We start from the raw sequence: 21,694 nt of genomic DNA on the forward strand, positions 1-21,694 counted from the left end.
ATGTGTGCAACGGATCAGGCGCACCAGTGGATGCTCTGTCCACAGTGTGATTTAACCGTAAAATTGCCTGCCGTGCCGGTGGGCAGTCGCGCGCGCTGCCCACGTTGTCATACCACGCTGACCGCTAACTGGCATGAGCCGCGAAAACGTCCTACCGGGTACGCTTTCGCGGCACTGTTTATGCTGGTGCTGGCGAATCTATTTCCCTTTATCAATATGCATGTGGCCGGGCTGAGCAGCCAAATCTCGCTGCTCGAAATTCCCGCGGTGATGGATCGTGAAGATTACCGCAGCCTGGCGACACTGTTTCTGCTGTTTGTACAGGGGATTCCCGCGTTCTGCATGATCACCATTCTGCTGTTGGTGAATCGCGTGCGTATGCCGCACATTCTGCGCCTTGGGCTGGCGCGTATTTTATTCCAGCTGCGCAGTTGGGGCATGGCCGAGATCTTTATGGCAGGCGTGCTGGTGAGCTTTGTGAAGCTGATGGCCTACGGCGAAATTGGCCTTGGCAGCAGTTTCTGGCCGTGGTGTCTATTCTGTGTATTACAGCTGCGCGCATTTCAGTGTGTAGATCGGCGATGGGTGTGGCAGAGCATGGGTCCACTCCCGGCATTGCCGATGGTGCCGCAAGCCGGAATCAGTGGGTTGAAGCAGGGATTGCGCAGTTGTCCTTGCTGTACCGCTATCTTATCTGTCGGGCAGGCTGAGTGTCCTCGCTGTGGCGTGGTCGCTGCACCGCGACGTAAGCACAGCTTGCAGTGGACGCTGGCACTCTTGATCACCTCGGTGATGCTCTACATTCCCTCAAACATCATGCCGATTATGGTCACCGAGACGCTTGGCTCGCAGTATCCCTCGAACATTATGGCCGGGGTGATTCTGCTGTGGAGCGATGGATCCTGGCCAGTGGCGCTGGTGATCTTTATCGCCAGCATCATGGTGCCTTCACTCAAGATGCTGGCGATTGCCTGGCTTTGCTGGCACGCCAGTGGTCGTGGCCGGCGTGATGATGAGAAGATGCACGTGGTGTATGAGGTGGTGGAATTTGTTGGCCGTTGGTCAATGATTGATGTGTTTGTCATCGCTGTGTTATCCGCGCTGGTGCGGATGGGGCAGCTGATGAGTGTTTACCCTGCGCCAGGCGCGCTACTGTTTGCCATGGTGGTGATTCTTACCATGTTTGCAGCGATGACGTTTGATCCGCGCCTGATTTGGGATCGATTACGGGAAACTGAACGAAAGGAGCCGTGTCTTGACGGACAACCATCACGGGACTGCTAAGGTCGACCAGATTAAACGCTGGTCACCGGTCTGGATTGTACCCATCGTCACGCTATTCATTGGTGGCTGGATCTTATTTTATCATTTCAGCCATCAGGGCCCGGAGGTGGCATTGATCACCGAAAGCGCTGAAGGTATTGAGGCCGGAAAAACCACCATTAAGAGCCGCAGTGTCAATGTTGGCGTGGTGGAAAGTGCGGTATTGACTGACGACCTGCACCATGTGGAGATCAAAGCACGCCTCAATTCTGGTATGGAAAAACTGTTGCATGGCGACAGCGTATTCTGGGTGGTGAAACCGCAGATCGGGCGAGAAGGGATTACCGGTCTTGGCACATTACTCTCGGGTGCCTATATTGAATTGCAGCCAGGTGCGAAGGGCGATCAACCTGAGCACTATCAACTGCTGGATGCACCACCTCTGGCACCGCCGGATGCCAAAGGCATTCGCATCACACTCGACAGTAAAAAGGCCGGACAGCTAAATGCGGGCGATCCGGTGCTGTTCCGTGGCTATCGCGTGGGTACGGTTGAATCCAGCACCTTTGATACCGATAAACGCATGATGACCTATCAACTGTTCATCGCCGCCCCTTACGATCGTCTGATCACGACCAATGTCCGTTTCTGGAAAGACAGCGGCATCGCCGTCGACATGTCTGCCTCCGGCATGCGGGTGGAAATGGGTTCACTGACTACGTTGTTTAGCGGTGGCGTAAGTTTTGATGTGCCAGATGGCGCGGAGCTGGGGCAGATCGCCGAGAATAAAGCGGAATACCATCTGTTTGACGATCAGCGCAGCATCCAGGATTCGTTGTATACCACCCACACCGACTTCCTGCTGTTCTTTACCGATTCGATTCGTGGCTTGCAGGTAGGCGCGCCGGTTGAGTTCCGCGGCATTCGTCTGGGGACTGTCTCGCAAGTGCCTTACACCATTCCAGGTGTTAATCAGGCGTTGAATAACGATTATCGTGTTCCGATATTGATTCGCATCGAACCGGATCGCTTTATCAGCCGTCTGGGCGGAGATTTCAACCTTGAGCAGCATCTGCAGGATGGCAAGAAGCGAGGTCTGCGCGCCACGCTGAAAACCGGTAACCTGTTGTCGGGTGCGCTGTACATCGATCTGGACTTCTATGACAACGCACCGGCGTATAAAGGTCCAAATGAGATTGCGGGACTGGAGGTGATTCCAACGGTCAGTGGTGGATTGAGTCAGATCCAGCAGAAGCTGACGGCAGCGCTGGATAAGATCAACGGTCTGCCATTAAATCCGATGATTACCGAAGCGACAGGCACCCTGAAAGAGAGCCAGCGTACGATGCAGCAGCTGCAGAAAACTCTGGATAACCTCAATCACATCACTGCCAGTCCGGCGATGAAAACGCTGCCAGAAGATATGCAGCAGACGCTGCGCGAGTTGAATCGTAGCATGAAAGGCTTGCAGCCGGGTTCACCGGCTTATAACAAACTGGTAGGAGACATGCAGCGACTTGACCAGGTGCTGCGCGAATTGCAACCGGTGCTGAAAACGCTCAATACCAAGAGCAATGCATTGGTGTTTGAAGCCAAACCGGGCCAGGATCCCCAGCCAAAGAGGGCGAAATAGTGAAAAAAGGGCTGATTATTGGTGCGATGCTGCTCCTGGCAGGTTGTAGCAGCACCATCGAAAACACCTATTATCAGCTGCCTGCGGGCAGCAACGTCGCGCGTGTAGACAGCGCATCCAGCGGCAACCTGCCAATGATTTGGGTCGAGCAAGTGTCGGTGCCGGACTTTATGGCAGGGAACGGTTTGGTGTATCAGACCAGCGATGTAAAGTATGTGATTGCTGCCAATAACTTGTGGGCCAGTCCGCTGGATCAACAACTACAACAGACATTGATCAGCAACCTCAGCAAAGCGCTGCCGGGCCGAATTGTTGCCAGTGCTCCGTTGGGTGAGAGCCACGATACTTTGACGGTGAATGTGACCGGTTTCCAGGGGCGCTATGATGGCCAGGTTGTGGTGAGCGGAGAATGGCTCCTGCAACATCAAGGGCGCTTAATCAAACATGGCTTTAATCTGACTCTGCCGCAAAACGAAGATGGCTATGATGCGCTGGTGCGTACTCTGGCTATCGGCTGGCAGCAAACGGCACAACAAATCGCAAAAAGTGTCATTTCGCTAAATTAAGATTTGTTCGATGCTTATGCTAAGTCTCTGATTTGCCGTTGTGTGACGGACATCAAATCAGGGGCTTTTTTTATCGTCTTATCAGCCAGATATACACGTAATTGACAATTATAGATGTCGTTTTAACGTCAAAATGATGACATTGGCGTGAATTTTGCGCATTGATCTTTCTTCTGCTTGGGGTTAGAACATTACTGTGGTTGAACATTATATCGCCACTCTTTCTTTCCACCCAGAATCCACCAGACCTGAAATGAGGGAATCGAGGCATGAAGAGACAGAAAAGAGACCGCCTGGAACGTGCACATTCACGAGGCTATCAAGCGGGTATTACTGGCCGCTCAAAAGAGATATGCCCCTATCAAATGATCGATGCGCGGTCTTACTGGTTGGGAGGTTGGCGTCAAGCCATGGAGGACAGGTCGGCGGTGGCCTAGCACTGTCGGATGTCCATAAATGAAGGAAGAAACCTCCGCTGAATGCGGAGGTTTTCGTTTGGGGAATTAGAAGGCAGAAGTGTCCTTAAACAGGCCTACTTTTAAATCTGTCGCGGTATAAATCAGATTACCGTCAACGAAGACTTCACCATCAGCCACGCCCATCACCAGCTTGCGGTTGATCACGCGCTTGAAGTGAATTTTATAAGTGACTTTCTTCGCGGTTGGCAGTACCTGACCGGTGAATTTCACTTCGCCCACACCCAGTGCGCGGCCTTTACCTTCAGCGCCTAACCAGCCGAGGTAGAAACCAACCAACTGCCACATGGCGTCAAGGCCGAGGCAGCCAGGCATGACCGGATCGCCTTTAAAGTGGCAATCGAAGAACCACAGGTCAGGGCGGATATCCAGTTCGGCTTCCACAAAACCTTTGTCAAATTTACCGCCGTCTTCGGTCATCATGACCACGCGGTCCATCATCAACATGTTATCAGAGGGAAGCGGCGGTCCATTTTCGCCAAACAGTTCGCCGCGACCTGAGGCAACCAGGTCTTCTTTGCTATAGGATTCGCGTTTATCTACCATGTTCTCAATATGCCTTCTTTTAGTGAAGCCCGAATATTAGCGAACAGTTGTACGCTGGGCAAATCAATCAGCTGTGGTTGAACCAGTTGAGCCAGCGGAATGGCCACGGACGATGACGAATTTCCTGCTGGTTCAACTGTGCAATACGTTCCTGAATGGTATTGAGCAGTGACTCGCCGCTCTCACTTTGCCATGCGATACCGGTTAATAAGGGTAGCGCTTCATCCACGCTTTCGATTGCCCAGATGTGGAATTGCTCTTGCTTCACCGCATCGACCACAGCTTCGCTGAGGCTCAAATGGCGCACATTGCTGGCTGGCAAAATAACGCCTTGTTTACCTGTCAGCTCGCGTGACTGGCAAATGTTGAAGAAGCCCTCGATTTTTTCATTCAGGCCGCCAACAGGCTGCACATTACCAAATTGGTCCACGGAACCGGTCACCGCAATATGCTGGCTTAGTGGCTGATTGGCCAGTGCGCTAATCAGCGCGCAGAGTTCGGCCAGTGAAGCGCTATCGCCATCCACTTCGGAATAGGACTGTTCAAACACTAACGAGGCTGAGAAGGGCAGCTGTTGCTCGAGTTCAAGTTCAGCGATCAGATAAGCTTGCATAATCATCATGCCTTTCGCATGAATATTACCGCCCAGCTCGGCTTTACGCTCAACGTCAGTGAATTCACCATCACCTGGATGAACAACACAGGTGATACGTGACGGCTCGCCCCACGGACGCGGATGACCTGGAAACTCCACCACCGAGAGACCGTTAATCTGTCCCACCACTTCACCTTCAGTTTCAATCATAATCTGATTGAGCAGAATTTCGTCACGCATGCGGTCAGCCAGGTAGCTTTCACGCCATTCGCGCGCTTCCAGTGCTTCTTTTAATGCTTCAGCATTGATGACGTCACCGTGCAGCGCGGTTTCCTGCAGCTGACGGCGTAACCAGCGCGGGCAGAGCGGCAGGGTTTCTTGATCACCCGTAAAACGAACCGCCTCATTGATCAAGAGCGGCCAGAAATCGGCTGCAGGCTGATCCAGACCGGCTTGTTCAGCTTGCGTGAGCGTCCACTGGCACCAGAAAGTCATGTCCTCTTCATCGGTGATCTGCAGGTTCTCTTCGAACTCGCTGTACAGTGCCATTTCATGCACTTCTGCATCCAATTCCTGGAAGCTGGCTAACGCATCACGATCGCCACAAAGTACCAGGCGCAGTTGCAGCGGCAGGGAAGGGATGGCCACGGGCAACGGTTGGCGTTCGTCCTGCGAATACCAGTCAAAGCGGCCTTGCTCGATGCACTTACGCAGACGCAGCCATAGCAGTGGCTGAGCCAGTAGCGTATTCACGGAAAGGATTAAAGTGCCGCCATTGGCTTGATGAATCAACCCCGGCTCGGGCTGAATACGATCTTTGTACTGACGCACACAACCAAACAGTTGTTCTGCTTCAATCCAGTCGGCAAAGTGAACACCGCCCTGACTGGTGAATGGCCGGTTAGCATCGCTGGGCGGCATCAGGCTGACCGTGTCACCCATGACATGATAGTCACCGCCATACAGCGCGATCTCTTCGGGCTGGAAGCGCTGTGCGGCTTCGGCGATGCACGCGAGGTAATCGCTGTTTTCCTGACTGCGTAATAGCAACAGAGGAAAACCTAAGGTTTGATGATGCAAATGCGCCAGCGCATTCAGCAGACGCGGCTGAACCGCGGCAAGACTATCGCTATCTTCCAGTGAGACGTTTGAGAAAATGGATTGGTAGCGGATGCTATCCGGCTGCAGGGCTTGCCACGTAATTTGAGTGCTGGTCAAAATATTCGCATTAGTCAGATTTAGGAAAAGCGCGATTATACAGGAATCAACCTTGTTAAGCACTGCGGAGTTCCAGCCCGAAATGTGATGACCGCTACATGTTTTTCCTTGCTGCATCCGGGAAAAAAGCTGTTATTCTTAGTTTGTTACGTGATCACGATGAGATTCCGATGAAATACCAGCAACTCGAAAATCTTGAAAGTGGATGGAAGTGGAAATACCTGGTGAAAAAGCATCGGGAGGGTGAATTGATCACCCGTCATCTTGAGCTTAGCGCCGCGCAGGCTGCAGTGGATGCCTTACTGGCGATGGAAAATAGTCCAGTAGAGGTAGCGGAATGGATAGCTCAGCACATTCACCCCGATCTCGAGAACCGTCTGAAGCAGACTATTCGTGCGCGCCGTAAGCGGCACTTTAATGCGGAACATCAGCATACGCGTAAGAAGTCGATCGATCTGGAATATCTGGTGTGGCAGCGTCTGGCAGGATTGGCGCAGCGTCGCAGTAATACGCTATCAGAAACCATTGTGCAGTTGATTGAAGATGCCGAGCGCAAAGAGAAGTATGCCAGCCAGATGTCAACGCTTAAGCAGGATCTTCAGGCGATTCTGGGTAAAGGCGGATCAGAGAACGAATAGCGCTGATGTGTGCACTATGATGGTGTTGTTAGCCAGTTGAAAAGAGATAAAAAAAACCCCGCAAGAGCGGGGTTTTTTATTGCGTGATAACTTAAGCCTGTGGCTGAGTTACAACGTCTTTGATACCTTTCACGTCGATTTCAACGCGACGGTCTGGCGCCAGGCAGTCGATCAGGGCATTACGGCCTTTCACGCTGTCACAGGTGTTGCCAGTCACTGGGTTAGATTTGCCCATACCGCGTGCAGAGATCTTGTTAGAAGGGATACCTTTAGAGACCAGGTAATCAACTACAGACTGAGCGCGTTTTTCAGACAGTTTCTGGTTGTACTGCTCTGAACCGATACGGTCAGTGAAGCCCAGTACTACAACAGAACCGTCTTTAGGATCCATTGAGCTCAGCTGGCTGTACAGCTGATCCAGAGCCTGCTGGCCTTCTGGTTTCAGAGTCGCTTTGTTGAAGTTGAACAGTACGTCAGACTTCAGAGTGAAACGCTTGGTTTCAACAACTGGCGCTGGAGCAGGTGCTGGAGCAACAACTGGTGCTGCTGCTTCATCCTGACCGAAACGGTAAGAAACGCCGACGCTCAGCATGCTGTTGTCTGGACGCGCACCAACGGTACCTGCGTCACCGATGTTGTTAACCCACTGGTAGTCCAGGCGAGTTGCCCAGTTTTTGGTCAGTGCGTATTCAACACCAACAGCAGCCAGCGGAGAAACGCCGGTGTCGTGGTTGCTGATACGGTCGCCAGTGTTCAGGTTGGCTTGCTTAGAGTCTGCACGCCATACCATGCCGCCCAGACGGGTGTACACATCAAAGTCTTCAGTGATTGGGTAGCTCAGTTTAGCTGCCAGCTGAACGCCTTGTGCTTTGAATGCGCCGTTAACTTGGTCGCCTTTGTTAGGCATGCGGCCTAACCAGTCGTAGCCCAGCTCGAAGCCCAGGTATGGGTTAGCCTGGTAGCCCAGGAATGCACCAGCACCAAGCTGAGATTCGTGAGTTGGACCGTCGTTGTTCGCGTAACCGTTACCGTAGTAACCAGTATCGTGATACTGAGACCAGCCCAGTTTAGCACCGGTATACCAGGTGTTATCTTTAGGAGCGGCCTGCGCTACGGTAGCGAAGCCAGCCAGTGCCACTGCAATTGCGATAGCTGTCTTTTTCATTTTTGCGCCTCGTTATCATCCAAATAGGCAATGAGCAAAAAGGTTGCTCTTTGTGTTAATCCTTCGCCGGGTCTAAACGCTCGCTTTTGACTCTACCGAAAAAACGGAGGTTATTGAGCACCCTGGCGAGATAAAGTCTACAACGAGATTGGAAAGTTACAAGTATGATGTGAGGCCAGCCAGCAAAAAAACAGGGATTTATACACACATTTTAACAAATCACATGGCAAAATCTTCGCCAGCGAATTGAGAAAATGCGGCTAAACCATTGTCAAAGCTGGCGGGAAAAGAATCAGTGGCTTAGCAGCATCCTTAAGAAAAAAAAGCGTGAGAAAATTCCTGGTTTTACTTAATGAAACAAATCCGACGGAATTTTTGGCGTATTTGGTTGTCTGGACAAGACGCGATCGTGACCTTGCGGACGCATAATTAAACCCAGTGCTTCACCTTCTGCCGCTGCCATTTCGAGTTCAAACCGCTCTTCATCATTCAATTCGTACGGAATCCAGGCCAAAACCACACTATAATTTCCCGTGCGCAGAGCCTTCACCATACTTTCCACTGTCGTGAGTCGTTCAGATTCGGTGATATGCATACTTTTCTCAAGCGGTAATCCTGACTGCTGCATCCAGTTACGATTCAGCTTATGCGCAGGTGTTAACCACAGCTGCCAGCGGGACTGTTCGCTGAGTTGCTTTAACACCGGCAACAGCAGTAACTGCATCATGCCAGGTTGTTCGCTGTAACGTAGTTCAGTAATTCCACCCAGAGAAGGCTGCGTCAGGCTTGAAGAAGCAAAACGTTGAGAACGATCAGCAAGGCCAGAGAATTGAGTACGCATGTTTTAATCACTCAGTAATGAACTGTATGGATGTACAGTAATGTCTTCCTGGATAAAGATCAACCTCAATTTCTGAAAACACCTCGCAAATTGTGCACATCGCACACAGCAAATGCTTTTATTCATTGAACAGCTAATGGGTTTTTTCTATCTTCTAACCAGATGAAAACCCAGGATTTTAAGGAATTTTCTCGAATGAGAATTCACGGAAAGGAGCTGTAATGAAAACCAACAATCCACTCGTTAAACAATCCAAAACACAGCTGGCGCCGCTGGGAAAGATCGAATCCCGAACGCAATTTGGTGGCTATGCTCTGACAGTAGAAAAGGTCATTTTTGCGTATATCAATGAAGACGCGCTTTACCTGCGTGCCAGTGAGGCATTGCAGACTTACCACACCCAACGTGCTCTTGAACCGCTGGTCTATCGCAAACGCGGCATACCAGTGCAACTGAATTACTTCAAGGTGGATGCGAAGCTTTGGCAGGATCCTGAGCAACTCTTGCGGTTGTCGGCCAGTGCGCTGCACGCAGCACAGCATGAGTTAGCAAACCGGACAGTGACCTTACGGCTAAAGGATCTGCCTAACCTTAGCCTGCGCATGGAGATGATGCTGCATAAAGTTGGCATCAGTTCAGTGAAAGTGCTGCATGAAATGGGATCGCGCCAGAGCTGGCTCAAACTGCGTGCCGTTAACAAACATATCGGGCTGAAAACGTTAATGGCATTGGAAGGGGCGATTTCCGGACATCACCAGGCCGCATTGCCTGCAGCGATTAGAGATGAGCTCTACGCGTGGTATGTCAAAACGCTCCACCCCAAAAATGCGGTGGAGCAACGTTAAATTAATGACTGGATAATGTGCGGCGCAGGCGGGCAATTTCTGGCAGCAGGGCAATCAGTAAACCCAACTGCTGCATCACCAGCGGCGCCTGCACGTCCGAACTGTTTTTGATATCACTTAACTGCTGCATCACCTGCTGCTGCATGGCTACTGCCTGCTTGTCGTTAACGCGTTCAATCTGCAGCACATCTTCAACAAAACACACTGCATCGTCTAAAACTTTGAGCAATGCGGGATCAGAAAGCCGTTCGCGATGTGCGCCCAGCGCTGAGATGTAGCTCAGGAAAGAGTGATTCAGACACAGTAACCGGAACGCGTTTTCACGCAGCGGTTGCTGAAGCTTAAGTTCGCTACTCATGTTCGAGACCACCGATGCTAATTCCGCATCGGCATTGTGAGCATCACGACGCGCCACACGATAAGCCAGACGGTTATCTTTACCCTGATGATATTGCTCAAGGATGGCATCGAGATAACGACAATTGGCATTCAGCGTACGCTCCGCCACGGCGCTAATTTTGCGAAAACGCCAATCGGGCCAGACAAATGCCACTGCCAGCCAGGCCAGACCGCAACCCAACAGGGTGTCAACAATGCGCGGCAACGCCACCTCAAATCCTTCGCCCAGCAGGTTAAAGCAGAGCAGTACCAGCAAGGTGATGAATAGTGTGGCTTGCGCATACTGAATCTGACGAAAGGCAAAAAACAGTACGCCACTGAGCACGATGAGAATCAGTTGCCCTTCAATAGAGGGCACTAACCATAGTACCGGTAAGCCAATAGCGATGCCCGCTAGTGTTCCACCAATACGTAAGGCAAGCCGGCGGCGCGTGGCATTGTAGTTAGGCTGGCAGACAAACAGGCTGGTGAGCAAAATCCAGTAGCCGCGATGAAGACCGGTAATCTGAATAAAAGCGTAGCCAACGCAAAGCACGAGGGACATGCGAACAGCATGGCGGAATAATGCCGAACCTGGAGTCAGATGACGGCTTAGCCGTAACCGGATATCCGCCCATCCACTCAGCCCTTCACGCGAAAGATGGTTATCGGCTGAGGAAGGCGGTTCTGCCAGCGCTTGTTCAGACTCAATCGAGGCCAGTTGCGCATCAATCGCACGCAAATTTCGCAGCAGCCAAAATAGCGCGCGGATGTGCGAATCCTGCGGGTCATTCTGTTGTAATCGTTCCAAAGCCGTTTCCAGCCGGGAGAAGGTGCGCTCAAAACTGCTGTCATGGTGCCATGCCTGGCGTAGCAGGATGCTCTCAGCCAGCTTGCGACAGGCTTGAGCTTGCATATTCAACAGGCGCTGGAAGCGAAACAGCACTTCGTTATAGCGCCAGTTATCGCGCAGCAGGTGATATTGCAGATGGGATGAGCTGGCGCGTTCATGAATATCCTGCGCAACGAAATAGTAGTGCAAACTGCGACGTGTGCTGCGCGATCCACGGTCGCCGCGCAAGCGACTCTGAATGGTGGTTTTCGTCTGATTAAGTTGCGCCACCAACTGGCTGTTCACCATCGCCGTGGCAATGGTACTGGCATCATCCTGTTCACCTGCATCTGGATCGAACAGATTTGCCTTGGCTTCCAGATAACTCGCCAACTGAGAAAAGCTGGCCGCCAGTTGCTCCTGTACCGGCCGTACCGGGAAAATCAAATGTCCGATAAATGTCAGCAGGTTGTACCACAGCGCACCAATCAATAGCAGGGCGGGCTGCATCCACCATTGAGGGAATAAGCCAATTCCCAACATGGTATAAACCGCAATGAGCAGCGCACCAAAAGCGATAGTGGCATAGCGCTGCCCCAAAGCGCCAAGCAAAATGAAGCCCCAACTCGAGAGCGCCAAACCGATGGCAAAGGCCCACGGATAGGGAAACAGCAACTCAACCGATACCGAAGCGATGCAGAAGCAGACCAGCGTAATCATCAGATTGCGCAGGCGACCAGTCCATCGGTCATCCAGATCGGCCAGCGCGGCCGCCACCACGCCGAGCGTCAAAGGAATGGTCCACTCTATTTGCTGCAGCCACCACGGAACGGCGGCACACCCTGCCAGCGCGAAGAAAATGCGCAATAAATAACGCAGGCTGCTATTGAACACATAACGTCGCCATCCCGGCATCGCGTTCAGAAGCATCAATTGTCCGCCTTAGTATCGACGACGCGCATTCGCTTCACGCGCGGCCTGAGCCTCTTCCACCGAGACCACACGGCGGCCTACGGGCCAGAGTGCGATAGCGGCAATTTTAAAGTTAGCGATACCGACGGGGATACCGATGATGGTCAGGCATTGGATGATGCCAGCAGAAATATGCATCAGACACAGCCACCAGCCGAAAAACACCAGCCAGAAAATATTGAGGAAGGTTCCGCCAGCATTCAGCACATAGCTTTTACTGTCAGGGCGTAGCACATCGACATGCACCGCTTCATTACCAAAGGGCAGAAGTGAAAGTTTAGTGATTTCCCAGCAGGATCGCGTTAAAGGCAGGGTAAAGATAAGCACAATGCTGACAAGCGTGGCAAACAGCCAGCTTAGCGTGGTGAACACGCCACCCAAAACGAAGTTAAGAATATTCAATACGGTGCGCATAACACGATTTTCCTTTTGCAATCCGCAATATGTGTCGCCCAGTTTAGCCTGTTTTAAGGCTGGAGCGCCAAGAGTCTGACAGGTAAACTGCGCGATAATCGAATTCCACAAGACGGTGCGGACATGGAACTGAAAGCAACATCAATGGGCAAACGTCTGGCTCAGCATCCCTATAATCGGGTGCGTCTGCTGGCCGCTGGCGTGGAAGTCAGTGGCGATCGTCACGAATATCTTATCCCGTTCAATCAATTAATCAGCATTGCCTGTAAACGCGGCATGGTTTGGGGAGAGCTGGAATTTCACTTGCCAGAAGATAAGGTTGTACGCCTGCACGGCACGGAATGGCAGGAGACGCAGCGTTTTTTCCATTACTTGCAGCATGCCTGGCAGCAGTGGAGCCAGGAAATGAGCGAAGTCAGTGCACAAGTCCTGATGGCTTTGGAACAGGAGATTATCGCCTTCACGCAACAGGATCGCTGGTTAAAGCGCAGCGAACTGGCTACGGTAAAGGAGAGCATTCAACGCCAATTTTCCGCCTTACCGCTGCCACTTTCGCGCCTGAATGAGTTTGATAATTGCCGTGCGCGCTGGCAGTTTTGCCAGCAGTGGTTAGAACAAGGTGAAACCGCCATTCGCCAGCGCAACCGTGAATGGACGACGAAGGTCATCAAGGACTACCACGAATTTTTCTCCACTGTCGAAACTACACCGCTTAATGCTTCCCAGTGCGAAGCGGTGGTCAACGGTGAAGACGCCTTACTGGTGCTGGCCGGTGCGGGAAGTGGTAAAACCTCGGTGCTGGTGGCACGTGCCGGTTGGTTGCTGAAACGCAAGCTGTCACAGCCGGAGCAGATTCTGCTGCTGGCATTTGGTCGTCAGGCGGCCGAAGAGATGAACGATCGTATTCAGCAACGCTTAGGTGAGAGTGCGATTCAGGCGCGAACATTTCACGCGCTGGCATTGCACATCATCCGCGAAGGCAGCAATAAGCAGCCGGTGATCAGCAAGCTTGAAAGTGACAGCAAGGCGCGGCGGCAACTGCTGATCGACACCTGGCGCGAACAGTGCAACAGTAAAAAAGCGCAGGCGAGCGGTTGGCGTCAATGGTTGCAGGAGGAACTGGAGTGGGAGGTCGCTGAAGGCCCATTCTGGCAGGATGACAAGTTGGCGCAACGGCTGGCCTCACGCATGGAGCGCTGGCTGGGACTGATGCGCATGCACGGCGGTGCGCAGGCGGCGATGATTGCCGATGTACCAGAAGATTTCCGCGATAATTTCAGTAAACGCGTCAAACTGATGGCGCCGCTATTAAAAGCCTGGAAAAGTGCGTTGAAAGAGGAGGGGGCAGTCGATTTCTCCGGACTGATCCATCAGGCGATTGCCATTCTCGAAAAAGGGCGCTTTATCAGTCCGTGGAAGCATATTCTCGTGGATGAGTTTCAGGATATCTCGCCACAGCGTGCCGCTTTATTGACTGCGTTACGTCAGCAGAATAAGCGCACCAGTTTGTTCGCAGTGGGCGATGACTGGCAGGCAATATACCGTTTCAGCGGCGCCGAGATGAGTCTGACCACGGCTTTCCACCACTACTTTGGTGACGGCGATCGCTGTGTGCTGGACACCACCTATCGTTTCAACGATCGCATCGGTGAGATTGCCAACCGCTTTGTGCAGCAGAATCCACATCAGCTGCGCAAGCCGCTCAACAGTCTGAGCAAGGGGAATAAGAAGTCAGTCACGCTGCTGCCGCAGGAGCAACTGGAACCGTTGCTGGATAAATTAAGTGGCTATGCGAAACCGGAAGAGCGTGTGCTGTTGCTGGCGCGCTATCACCATTTGCGTCCTGCCATCCTCGATAAAGCCAAAACGCGCTGGCCGAAATTGCAGATCGATTTTATGACCATTCATGCCAGCAAAGGGCAGCAGGCAGATTTTGTCATTATGCTGGGCCTGCATGAGGGGCGTGATGGCTTCCCCGCTGAGGCGCGTGAATCGATTATGGAAGAGGGGTTATTACCCCAGCCGGAAGATTTCCCTGACGCTGAAGAGCGACGGTTGGCCTATGTGGCGATTACCCGCGCACGTCAGCAAGTGTGGATGCTGTTTGATAAAGATCGGCCTTCCGTTTTTGTCGAACACTTCCGCGAATTGGGCGTGCCGCAAAGTCGAAAGGCCTGAACATTACGCTTTCAGGCGGTCGGCAAGATAGCGCTGATAATCGGGGATTTGGATCTCAAACTGCTGGGCAAACATCGGTGCCTGAATAATGAAATCCGCGGTGGCGCGATTGGTCGCCACCGGGATATTCCACACGGTGGCCAGACGTAACAGGGCTTTGACATCGGGATCGTGCGGCACCGCATTTAACGGATCCCAAAAGAAGAACAGCACATCGATTTTCCCTTCGGAGATCAAAGCACCCACTTGCTGATCGCCACCCATCGGGCCGCTTAGCATGGCGTTGACGTCTAAACCGGTGTGGCGATTAATCAGATTACCTGTGGTGCCGGTGGCATAGAGCACATGCGGTTGCAGCGCGCTCTGGTTGGCTTTAACCCACTCCAGTAGCGTCGCTTTACAGTGATCGTGGGCAACGAGGGCAATGTGTTTCTGAACGTTAAGGGTACGAACGGTCTGCTCCATAGGGCTTCCTGTTTCTTCTCATGCATTAATTTTAAGGCATGAGTGTACCCCTGACATTTCAACACTATCAACTTGCGCGTAAGGTTTTCATCCAACTGATAAATTTCAGGCGTGTAGCAGCATCAAAGCGCTGAAACCACTGTTGCAGATAAGGTAACTCTCCCGCATCCTGCCAGGCAAAATCGAGACTCATCTGGGCATCCGGCGCACTCACCGATTGCAGTGCAAAGCGAGGAACCGATGCCGCCTGGGCAGTACGGTTATAATTCAGCATGGCCTTTTCCAGATCGCTATCGCTACCCTGTGGTAAGCGATCGCGCAGGCTGGTGATTTCATTCCCTCGTTCATCAACGAGCTGGAAATTTAGCGCCTTATCGAACGTGCTGCGTTCTCGTCGGTTGGCCAGAACGGGTAAACGAATCGCGACTGAGGTGGCGCTGGCATTGAACGTGACGATCATCGGCACCGACTGAAAATGCGTGGCATCCGCACAAGGTTTTTCAACGCGAAACAGGAATTGATGCTGCCCACGCTCCAGCTCCAGGCTATCCGCGCCTTTCAGCAACGAGCCTGAGATTTTGCGACCATCGAGCACCAGCAAGTCGATTTCAGGATCGAGTTTGAGGGTGATGGCATGGCAGGATGCCGATACGAGTAACACGAGTAAACTCGTAACAGCCAAAGACAGCTTCATTTCAACTCCCGGAGGATGGGGATTAAGGGTGATGTGTAGCAAATTATTACATTATGGCATTAAATTTACATTTTCACATATTTATTCGTGCTGAGGCGCAAAGTTTTTATCTGAGGGGCTTGCACTGTGTCACGCAATGGCAACTACACTCAGGCGAACGAACAAGGAGAAAAAAATGAATGATCAAACGATTCGTGATGTATTGAGCCGCACCAAACGCATTGCATTGGTAGGGGCGAGCGATCGCGCCGATCGCCCAAGCTATGGTGTGATGAAGTTTTTGCTTGATCAGGGTTATGAGGTTATTCCGGTGAGTCCAAAACTGGCGGGGCAGCAGTTGCTGGGGCAGACCGCTTACGCCACGCTGGCAGAAATTCCGGGTAAAGTGGATATGGTAGATGTGTTTCGCAATGCTGAGGCCGCGTGGGGTGTGGCGCAGGAAGCGATTGCCATTGGTGCCGATACACTGTGGCTGCAATTGGGCGTGATCAATGAGCAGGCGGCAGTGCTAGCGCGCGATGCGGGCATGACGGTGGTGATGGATCGTTGTCCTAAGATTGAAATTCCGCGTCTGGGTATTCCGCCCATCGCGTCGTAAAGCTGAAACGGCGACCGAGGTCGCCGTTGTCATTAATGGCGCAGGCTAGGTGCCTGCAACTGCTGCCGGATGGAAGCAGCAAGTTCATCCATCGAAGGTTGCTCAGGATGCTCATACGACGTTTCACCGGCGAGCTGAATTTCAGCAACATAGGTGTGCACCTGTTCGCCTTCTTCATCTTCCATCACTACGTGATACCAGGGTGCGGCGCGCAGCGTTTCACTGGCGGCTACATCATCTTGCTCGGGTTCATCGAGCGAAAACTCCGGATCGACATCCACAATAACGCCGAGCACCCCGGAGAGACGGTGACGGACCTGCTGTCCAATGCCAAATTTACTGGTAATCATGGTGCCTCCCAAAACTGTGCCCTGTCTCTAATATGGAGGCAGGGTACAGATTTTCAAGTCACAGCACGCGGCAGGCAAAACCTTTCAGATAAAGACCTTCAGGATAGCTGGCGATCACTGGGTGATCGGCTGCCTGACGGAACTGCTCTACAAATTGTACATCACGACCCGCATCCACTGCGGCATCGGCGATAATTTTCTGGAAAAGATCGGTGGCCATCAGTCCTGAGCAAGAGAACGTCAGCAGAATACCGTTAGGGTTGAGCAACTGCATCGCCAGCATATTAATATCCTTATATCCGCGGCAGGCGCCCATCAGCTGATTCTTGTTCTCAACAAATTTCGGCGGATCCATCACGATCACGTCAAACTTTTCGCCGCTGTCACGGTAGCGACGCAGCAGTTTGAACACATCATCACGCACGAACTGTGCACGAGACAGATCAAGGCCATTGAGCTCAACGTTCTGTTTCGCCACATCCAGCGCATCCTGTGACGTATCCACGCTAATCACTTCGCGGCAGCCACCCATCAGAGCCGACACGGCAAATCCGCCGGTGTAAGAGAAGCAGTTCAGCACGCGAGCGTTTTCAGCGTAGCGGCGCGTGGCAAAACGGCTGTCACGTTGATCAAGGTAGTAACCGGTTTTATGGCCACCCTGAATATCGACCAGCAATTTCATGCCATGTTCGGTAATCGGCAGTAACGGCGGCGGCAGTTCACCAGTGACTGGGCCTTGTGTCAGTTCCAGTCCTTCTTTTTTGCGCACGGTAACATCAGAACGATCGTAAATCGCGCAAGTTGGGAAGCACTGCTGTAAGGCAGAGAGAATCGCCGGGCGTTGATATTCAGCACCGGCGGACAGTAGCTGCAGCACCATAAAGTTGCCGAAACGGTCAATGGTCACGCCAGGCATGCCATCCGACTCACCGGCAATCAGGCGATAGCTATCAAGGCCATCACGTTGCGCCAACCATTTGCGCCACTGCTGCGCTTTTTCAAAAGCGCGGACAAAGAAGGCGATGTCGATTGACTCATCCTGCTGCCAGCTCCAGACGCGCGCGCGAATTTGTGACTGTGGAGAATAAGCGGCACGGGCCAGCCATTTACCATTGCTGTCGCAGACATCAATAGTTTCACCAGACTGGGCTTTACCTTCCATACGGGCAACGGCACCTGAGAACACCCACGGATGGCGGCGGAGCAGGGATTTTTCACGTCCCTTTGCGAGAATCAATCGAACGGTCATGTTTGCTATGCTTACCTGAAAAAATGAGGCGCCATTTTCCGGTGGATGGCGGCAAATTGCAACGCACAATGGGGAGATAGCCATGGCGAACACGTGCTACAAAATCTGGGTGCACGGTATAGTGCAAGGGGTAGGCTTTCGTTATTACACCCAGTCACAGGCCAATAAACTGGGCGTTACCGGTTATGCGCACAACCTGCGCGACGGCAGTGTTGAAGTGCTGGCCGCTGGCGATGAACAAAAAGTGGAGGCGTTAATCGCCTGGCTAAAAGCAGGCGGGCCAACCAGTGCACGGGTCGATAAGGTGCTGGTGGAACCTCATCAACCCACGCCGATGCCCACGCGATTTACCACTGGCTGATTACAGACACTTGGCAGGTTTTGGCAGACCGGCAATTTTAGTGGCTTGTTTTGCCGGACCTTCAGGGAACAGTCGGAACAGGTAACGGCTATTGCCTTTTTCCTCGCCATACTTCTGCGCCATGGCTTTCACCAGCATGCGCACCGCAGGGGAAGTATTGAACTCCTGATAGAAGGCGCGCACAAAGTGCACCACTTCCCAGTGAGCCTCACTCATCACAATGGCTTCATTCTCAGCAATCACCGCAGCGAGTGCTTCGCTCCAGTCCGCACTATTTTTTAAGTAGCCTTCCGCATCGGTGGCGATCTCTTTACCGGCAAAAATCACAGTCATTCCTCACAGCATCAATCGGCGTATTGTAAGTTCGCCAACGGCTAAAAAGCAAAAACCCCGCCGAAGCGGGGTTTTGGACATTTACGTCTGTAGCTTAATCTTTGCTGGCGAAGCCTAACAGGCTCAGCAGGCTGACAAAGATGTTATACAGCGACACATACAAGCTCACGGTGGCGCGGATATAGTTGGTTTCGCCGCCATGAATGATGTTACTGGTTTCCCACAGAATCGCACCCGCTGAGAACAGGATAAACAGCGCACTGATCGCCAGATGCAGCGCTGGCAATTGCAGGAAAATATTCGCCACGACCGCAACCAGCAGCACCACGAAGCCAGCCATCATCATGCCGCCAAGGAAGGACATGTCACGACGCGTGGTCAGGACGTAGGCCGAACAGCAGAAGAACACCAGCGCCGTACCGCCCAGCGCCATGGCAATCACATCACCCATGCCTGCAGCAAGGAAGGAACTTAGGATTGGGCCAAGGCAATAACCGAGGAAACCAGTAAAGGCGAAGGCCGCCAGAATACCAGCCGGGCTATTCGCCAGACGGTAGGTCAGGAACATCAGACCGTAAAAACCGACCAGCATCAAAATTAATCCGGGAGAGGGCAGAGCAAAAACGGTGCTGAGCGTGGCAGTGACCGCGGAGAACGCCAGCGTCAGGCCAAGTAAGAAGTAGGTATTGCGCAGCACTTTGTGGGTGCTGATCAGCGATTGCTGCTGTGACGAGCTAATTATTCTATCCATCATGCGCTCCATTATAGAGAGAGAACACCAAATATGGCCTGAGGATACGCAACGGCTACCAGACAGCAAAGTCGTTTTACCCATCTTTACGCGATAAATTGCTGTTTCACTGAGCAGAATGGTGATTTTGACAGCGAAAAAATGGATTTTGGCTGTTTTTCAGGCGAACGATTCAATCCGCGCTTTACATCGTTCGGGGGGATGTTTATAGTGCGCCTCATTGCGGAGGGGTGGCCGAGTGGCTTAAGGCAACGGTCTTGAAAACCGTCGATGGGAAACCATCCGAGAGTTCGAATCTCTCCTCCTCCGCCATCACTCTTGCAGAGTGAAGTGACAAAAAGATTTCCGGAGGGATGGCCGAGTGGCTTAAGGCAACGGTCTTGAAAACCGTCGATGGGAAACCATCCCAGAGTTCGAATCTCTGTTCCTCCGCCATATTAAAGAAGCCCGCAGAAATGCGGGCTTTTTGCTTTTCTGCGTTCCGGAATTCCGAAAAACATCCCGTTGCTTTTCAATCTGCTGCCGTTAACCGACGGCACGCGCGTTTACTGCTATATTCCATTCACGGTTTTTGTAAACATCTGGCGATTTTCCGAGGCAAGCTGGGTTACACTGTGCGGTAATTCGCTCAATGGCGAGCTAATCGTTTGAATGCCAGAGTGTTTCACTGATGAATTATGGAATAGGCACAATGATCAAGAAACTGAGTCTTTGCGCGTTGTCAGTTATCGCTGCGCTCCCGATCGGTATGTCTGCTTACGCGGCAGATGGAGATATGCAGTTACAGCAAGTGCTGATGCTGAGCCGTCACAATCTGCGTGCACCGTTAGCCAACAACGGCAGCGTGCTGGAACAATCCACCAAGAAGAATTGGCCGCAGTGGGATGTGCCCGGCGGCGAGTTAACCACCAAAGGCGGCGTGCTGGAAGTCTACATGGGTAACTATACCCGTCAGTGGCTGGCACAACAGGGTCTGGTGGAAAGCGGCACCTGCCCGGACAGCAGCAACATCTTTGTCTATGCCAACAGCCTGCAACGTACGGTCGCCACCGCGCAATACTTCATTACTGGCGCTTTCCCGGGTTGTGATATTTCCGTGACGCATCAGGATGCGATGGGCACCATGGATCCTATCTTTAATCCGGTGATCACGGACGGCAGCGACGAATTCAATAAGAAAGCGCTGGCGGCGATGACGGCTGCGAATGAGAAGCTGGCGCTGAAACCGGCTTTCCAGCAGTTAGAAAAAATTGTTGATTACAAATCGGCACCGGCCTGTAACGGCAAAAAACAGTGTGATCTGAGCGGCGGTGACAACACCTTCAGCGCAGAAAATGGCAAAGAGCCTAACGTGAATGGACCGTTGAAAATCGGCAATTCGCTGGTTGATGCCTTCACGCTGCAATATTACGAAGGTTTCCCGGCCGATCAGGTGGCCTGGGGCCAGATTAAAACCCCTGAGCAGTGGAAATCCCTCGCGGCAATCAAAAATGGTTATCAGGATGCGCTGTTCACTTCTCCCGATGTCGCGCGTGAAGTGGCCGCACCGCTGGTGGATTACATCCGCAGCCAGCTAGTGGACCAGGACAAAGCGAACGCACCGAAAGTCACAGTGATGGTGGGGCATGATTCGAATATTGCCTCGCTGCTGAGCGCATTGCAGGTTAAGCCATACGAGCTGCCGGGTAACGATGAGAAAACGCCCATCGGTGGCCAGGTGGTGTTTGAGCGCTGGCACGATGCTAAAAACAACAAAGATCTGCTGAAAGTGGAATACGTTTATCAGACCGCAGAGCAACTGCGCAATGCTGATGTGCTGAGCCTGAAAAACCCGCCGAAGCGTGTCACGCTGCAACTGGCAGGCTGTGATGCCGATGCCAACGGCTACTGCAGCTGGGATCAGTTTGCTACCGCGTTGAATACTGCACTGCAGGGTACCCCGCTGCAGCCGGCTGCTCCGGCTCCAGCAGCACAGCCAGCGGCACAACCAGCGCCTCCTGCCGCCAATGACGACGCTAAAACGAAAGCGGATCAAGCCGCTGCAGATAAAGCGGCCGCCGACAAAGCCGCAGCGGACAAAGCAGCTGCGCAGAAAGCGGCTGATGCTAAAGCCGCTGAAGAGAAAGTGAAGGCTGACAAAGCGGCTGCCCAAAAAGCCGCAGAGGATAAAGCGAAAGCTGAGAAAACCACCGCACAGAAAGCGGCGGATGACAAAGCGAAAGCCGATGCCGCCGCAGCGCAGAAAGCGCAGTCAGATGCGACGCCAGCCAAGCCGGAAGGTGAGGCAGCAAAAGCCGCTCCTGCCAGCAACTAACGTCGCTGTAATGAAAAAA

At 52.5% G+C, this 21,694-nt stretch carries 22 protein-coding genes and 2 tRNA genes; 12 read left to right on the top strand and 12 right to left on the bottom strand.

Annotated features, from left to right (window positions below; translation table 11 throughout):
* The 4 genes from pqiA to rmf all read left to right on the top strand — a co-directional run bounded on the left by pqiA (window position 1) and on the right by rmf (window position 3,899).
* A complete protein-coding gene (pqiA, locus tag AC1MDE_RS24145) occupies window positions 1–1,284 on the top strand; it encodes a membrane integrity-associated transporter subunit PqiA (RefSeq protein WP_058959665.1) in 1,284 nt (427 codons plus the stop codon).
* Window positions 1,256–2,896, top strand: a complete 1,641-nt coding sequence (gene pqiB / locus AC1MDE_RS24150; protein ID WP_480345151.1) for an intermembrane transport protein PqiB — start codon at window positions 1,256–1,258, stop codon at window positions 2,894–2,896. The genes pqiA and pqiB overlap by 29 nt, the downstream gene beginning before the upstream one ends.
* Window positions 2,896–3,462 carry a membrane integrity-associated transporter subunit PqiC gene (gene pqiC, locus AC1MDE_RS24155; RefSeq protein WP_058959663.1) on the top strand — a complete coding sequence of 189 codons (567 nt, stop codon included), beginning with the start codon at window positions 2,896–2,898 and terminating at the stop codon, window positions 3,460–3,462. Before pqiB ends, pqiC begins: the two co-directional genes overlap by 1 nt.
* A 269-nt stretch (window positions 3,463–3,731) precedes the next feature.
* Window positions 3,732–3,899, top strand: coding sequence for a ribosome modulation factor (gene rmf, locus AC1MDE_RS24160; RefSeq protein ID WP_007887362.1), 168 nt, complete (start codon window positions 3,732–3,734; stop codon window positions 3,897–3,899).
* A 66-nt stretch (window positions 3,900–3,965) separates the two neighbouring features.
* Here the strand turns inward: rmf and fabA are convergent, their stop codons facing one another.
* Together fabA and AC1MDE_RS24170 are read right to left on the bottom strand one after the other, a co-directional pair.
* The gene (fabA, locus tag AC1MDE_RS24165; protein ID WP_034820448.1) at window positions 3,966–4,484 is read right to left on the bottom strand and encodes a bifunctional 3-hydroxydecanoyl-ACP dehydratase/trans-2-decenoyl-ACP isomerase; all 519 of its coding nucleotides are present in this window, start codon (window positions 4,482–4,484) and stop codon (window positions 3,966–3,968) included.
* Window positions 4,485–4,551: 67 nt separating this feature from the next.
* Complete coding sequence (locus AC1MDE_RS24170; RefSeq protein WP_045831668.1) at window positions 4,552–6,414, bottom strand: AAA family ATPase; 1,863 nt, start codon at window positions 6,412–6,414, stop codon at window positions 4,552–4,554.
* 53 nt (window positions 6,415–6,467) lie between these two features.
* On the opposite strand from AC1MDE_RS24170, the gene matP reads away from it, so the two are divergent.
* On the top strand, window positions 6,468–6,935 hold the full coding sequence (gene matP, locus AC1MDE_RS24175; protein ID WP_141399037.1) for a macrodomain Ter protein MatP: 468 nt from the start codon (window positions 6,468–6,470) through the stop codon (window positions 6,933–6,935).
* A gap of 91 nt (window positions 6,936–7,026) precedes the next feature.
* On the opposite strand, the gene ompA is transcribed toward matP, so the two are convergent.
* Window positions 7,027–8,100: a porin OmpA gene (gene ompA, locus AC1MDE_RS24180; RefSeq protein ID WP_058959662.1), complete on the bottom strand. Its 1,074-nt coding sequence runs from the start codon at window positions 8,098–8,100 to the stop codon at window positions 7,027–7,029.
* A 349-nt stretch (window positions 8,101–8,449) separates the two neighbouring features.
* Window positions 8,450–8,941: an SOS-induced cell division inhibitor SulA gene (sulA, locus tag AC1MDE_RS24185; protein WP_034820439.1), complete on the bottom strand. Its 492-nt coding sequence runs from the start codon at window positions 8,939–8,941 to the stop codon at window positions 8,450–8,452.
* Window positions 8,942–9,162: 221 nt separating this feature from the next.
* On the opposite strand from sulA, the gene AC1MDE_RS24190 reads away from it, so the two are divergent.
* Window positions 9,163–9,786, top strand: a complete 624-nt coding sequence (locus AC1MDE_RS24190) for a TfoX/Sxy family DNA transformation protein (protein WP_038647753.1) — start codon at window positions 9,163–9,165, stop codon at window positions 9,784–9,786.
* 1 nt (window position 9,787) lies between these two features.
* On the opposite strand, the gene yccS is transcribed toward AC1MDE_RS24190, so the two are convergent.
* Together yccS and AC1MDE_RS24200 are read right to left on the bottom strand one after the other, a co-directional pair.
* On the bottom strand, window positions 9,788–11,926 hold the full coding sequence (gene yccS / locus AC1MDE_RS24195) for a YccS family putative transporter (RefSeq protein ID WP_480345156.1): 2,139 nt from the start codon (window positions 11,924–11,926) through the stop codon (window positions 9,788–9,790).
* A gap of 12 nt (window positions 11,927–11,938) precedes the next feature.
* Window positions 11,939–12,382 carry a YccF domain-containing protein gene (locus AC1MDE_RS24200; RefSeq protein WP_479398230.1) on the bottom strand — a complete coding sequence of 148 codons (444 nt, stop codon included), beginning with the start codon at window positions 12,380–12,382 and terminating at the stop codon, window positions 11,939–11,941.
* A 123-nt stretch (window positions 12,383–12,505) separates the two neighbouring features.
* Between AC1MDE_RS24200 and helD the strand changes: the two genes are divergently transcribed.
* On the top strand, window positions 12,506–14,560 hold the full coding sequence (gene helD / locus AC1MDE_RS24205) for a DNA helicase IV (RefSeq protein WP_058959660.1): 2,055 nt from the start codon (window positions 12,506–12,508) through the stop codon (window positions 14,558–14,560).
* A gap of 3 nt (window positions 14,561–14,563) precedes the next feature.
* On the opposite strand, the gene AC1MDE_RS24210 is transcribed toward helD, so the two are convergent.
* Together AC1MDE_RS24210 and AC1MDE_RS24215 are read right to left on the bottom strand one after the other, a co-directional pair.
* The gene (locus AC1MDE_RS24210) at window positions 14,564–15,025 is read right to left on the bottom strand and encodes a methylglyoxal synthase (RefSeq protein WP_034820416.1); all 462 of its coding nucleotides are present in this window, start codon (window positions 15,023–15,025) and stop codon (window positions 14,564–14,566) included.
* Window positions 15,026–15,092: 67 nt separating this feature from the next.
* The gene (locus tag AC1MDE_RS24215) at window positions 15,093–15,719 is read right to left on the bottom strand and encodes a YccT family protein (protein WP_058959659.1); all 627 of its coding nucleotides are present in this window, start codon (window positions 15,717–15,719) and stop codon (window positions 15,093–15,095) included.
* A 175-nt stretch (window positions 15,720–15,894) separates the two neighbouring features.
* Between AC1MDE_RS24215 and AC1MDE_RS24220 the strand changes: the two genes are divergently transcribed.
* Window positions 15,895–16,317 carry a CoA-binding protein gene (locus tag AC1MDE_RS24220; RefSeq protein WP_034820410.1) on the top strand — a complete coding sequence of 141 codons (423 nt, stop codon included), beginning with the start codon at window positions 15,895–15,897 and terminating at the stop codon, window positions 16,315–16,317.
* A gap of 32 nt (window positions 16,318–16,349) precedes the next feature.
* Here the strand turns inward: AC1MDE_RS24220 and hspQ are convergent, their stop codons facing one another.
* Entirely contained in the window at window positions 16,350–16,667 is a 318-nt protein-coding gene (hspQ, locus tag AC1MDE_RS24225; RefSeq protein ID WP_034820407.1) for a heat shock protein HspQ, read from the bottom strand.
* A gap of 58 nt (window positions 16,668–16,725) precedes the next feature.
* Complete coding sequence (gene rlmI, locus AC1MDE_RS24230) at window positions 16,726–17,916, bottom strand: 23S rRNA (cytosine(1962)-C(5))-methyltransferase RlmI (RefSeq protein ID WP_058959658.1); 1,191 nt, start codon at window positions 17,914–17,916, stop codon at window positions 16,726–16,728.
* Window positions 17,917–17,998: 82 nt separating this feature from the next.
* On the opposite strand from rlmI, the gene yccX reads away from it, so the two are divergent.
* Window positions 17,999–18,277, top strand: coding sequence for an acylphosphatase (gene yccX / locus AC1MDE_RS24235; RefSeq protein ID WP_058959657.1), 279 nt, complete (start codon window positions 17,999–18,001; stop codon window positions 18,275–18,277).
* Here yccX and tusE read toward each other — a convergent pair whose 3' ends face one another.
* Both tusE and yccA read right to left on the bottom strand, forming a co-directional pair.
* Window positions 18,278–18,604, bottom strand: a complete 327-nt coding sequence (gene tusE, locus AC1MDE_RS24240) for a sulfurtransferase TusE (protein WP_038647738.1) — start codon at window positions 18,602–18,604, stop codon at window positions 18,278–18,280.
* 100 nt (window positions 18,605–18,704) lie between these two features.
* Entirely contained in the window at window positions 18,705–19,361 is a 657-nt protein-coding gene (gene yccA / locus AC1MDE_RS24245) for an FtsH protease modulator YccA (RefSeq protein WP_034820380.1), read from the bottom strand.
* Between the two features lie 224 nt (window positions 19,362–19,585).
* Between yccA and AC1MDE_RS24250 the strand changes: the two genes are divergently transcribed.
* The 3 genes from AC1MDE_RS24250 to agp all read left to right on the top strand — a co-directional run bounded on the left by AC1MDE_RS24250 (window position 19,586) and on the right by agp (window position 21,675).
* A tRNA-Ser gene (locus tag AC1MDE_RS24250) sits at window positions 19,586–19,673 on the top strand.
* A gap of 35 nt (window positions 19,674–19,708) precedes the next feature.
* A tRNA-Ser gene (locus tag AC1MDE_RS24255) sits at window positions 19,709–19,796 on the top strand.
* Between the two features lie 256 nt (window positions 19,797–20,052).
* Window positions 20,053–21,675 (top strand): bifunctional glucose-1-phosphatase/inositol phosphatase, encoded by a 1,623-nt coding sequence (agp, locus tag AC1MDE_RS24260; protein ID WP_201785662.1) that lies wholly within the window; start codon window positions 20,053–20,055, stop codon window positions 21,673–21,675.
* The last annotated feature ends 19 nt before the right edge of the window (window positions 21,676–21,694 follow it).

It is taken from the genome of Pantoea folii (assembly GCF_056678875.1).

Coding starts and splice junctions, on each gene's coding strand:
- pqiA (WP_058959665.1), top strand. CDS start 1: ATGTGTGCAACGGATCAGGCGCACCAGTGGATGCTCTGTCCACAGTGT.
- rmf (WP_007887362.1), top strand. CDS start 3,732: ATGAAGAGACAGAAAAGAGACCGCCTGGAACGTGCACATTCACGAGGC.
- fabA (WP_034820448.1), bottom strand. CDS start 4,484: ATGGTAGATAAACGCGAATCCTATAGCAAAGAAGACCTGGTTGCCTCA.
- AC1MDE_RS24170 (WP_045831668.1), bottom strand. CDS start 6,414: ATGCAGCAAGGAAAAACATGTAGCGGTCATCACATTTCGGGCTGGAAC.
- matP (WP_141399037.1), top strand. CDS start 6,468: ATGAAATACCAGCAACTCGAAAATCTTGAAAGTGGATGGAAGTGGAAA.
- ompA (WP_058959662.1), bottom strand. CDS start 8,100: ATGAAAAAGACAGCTATCGCAATTGCAGTGGCACTGGCTGGCTTCGCT.
- sulA (WP_034820439.1), bottom strand. CDS start 8,941: ATGCGTACTCAATTCTCTGGCCTTGCTGATCGTTCTCAACGTTTTGCT.
- AC1MDE_RS24190 (WP_038647753.1), top strand. CDS start 9,163: ATGAAAACCAACAATCCACTCGTTAAACAATCCAAAACACAGCTGGCG.
- yccS (WP_480345156.1), bottom strand. CDS start 11,926: ATGCTTCTGAACGCGATGCCGGGATGGCGACGTTATGTGTTCAATAGC.
- AC1MDE_RS24200 (WP_479398230.1), bottom strand. CDS start 12,382: ATGCGCACCGTATTGAATATTCTTAACTTCGTTTTGGGTGGCGTGTTC.
- helD (WP_058959660.1), top strand. CDS start 12,506: ATGGAACTGAAAGCAACATCAATGGGCAAACGTCTGGCTCAGCATCCC.
- AC1MDE_RS24210 (WP_034820416.1), bottom strand. CDS start 15,025: ATGGAGCAGACCGTTCGTACCCTTAACGTTCAGAAACACATTGCCCTC.
- AC1MDE_RS24215 (WP_058959659.1), bottom strand. CDS start 15,719: ATGAAGCTGTCTTTGGCTGTTACGAGTTTACTCGTGTTACTCGTATCG.
- AC1MDE_RS24220 (WP_034820410.1), top strand. CDS start 15,895: ATGAATGATCAAACGATTCGTGATGTATTGAGCCGCACCAAACGCATT.
- hspQ (WP_034820407.1), bottom strand. CDS start 16,667: ATGATTACCAGTAAATTTGGCATTGGACAGCAGGTCCGTCACCGTCTC.
- rlmI (WP_058959658.1), bottom strand. CDS start 17,916: ATGACCGTTCGATTGATTCTCGCAAAGGGACGTGAAAAATCCCTGCTC.
- yccX (WP_058959657.1), top strand. CDS start 17,999: ATGGCGAACACGTGCTACAAAATCTGGGTGCACGGTATAGTGCAAGGG.
- yccA (WP_034820380.1), bottom strand. CDS start 19,361: ATGGATAGAATAATTAGCTCGTCACAGCAGCAATCGCTGATCAGCACC.
- agp (WP_201785662.1), top strand. CDS start 20,053: ATGATCAAGAAACTGAGTCTTTGCGCGTTGTCAGTTATCGCTGCGCTC.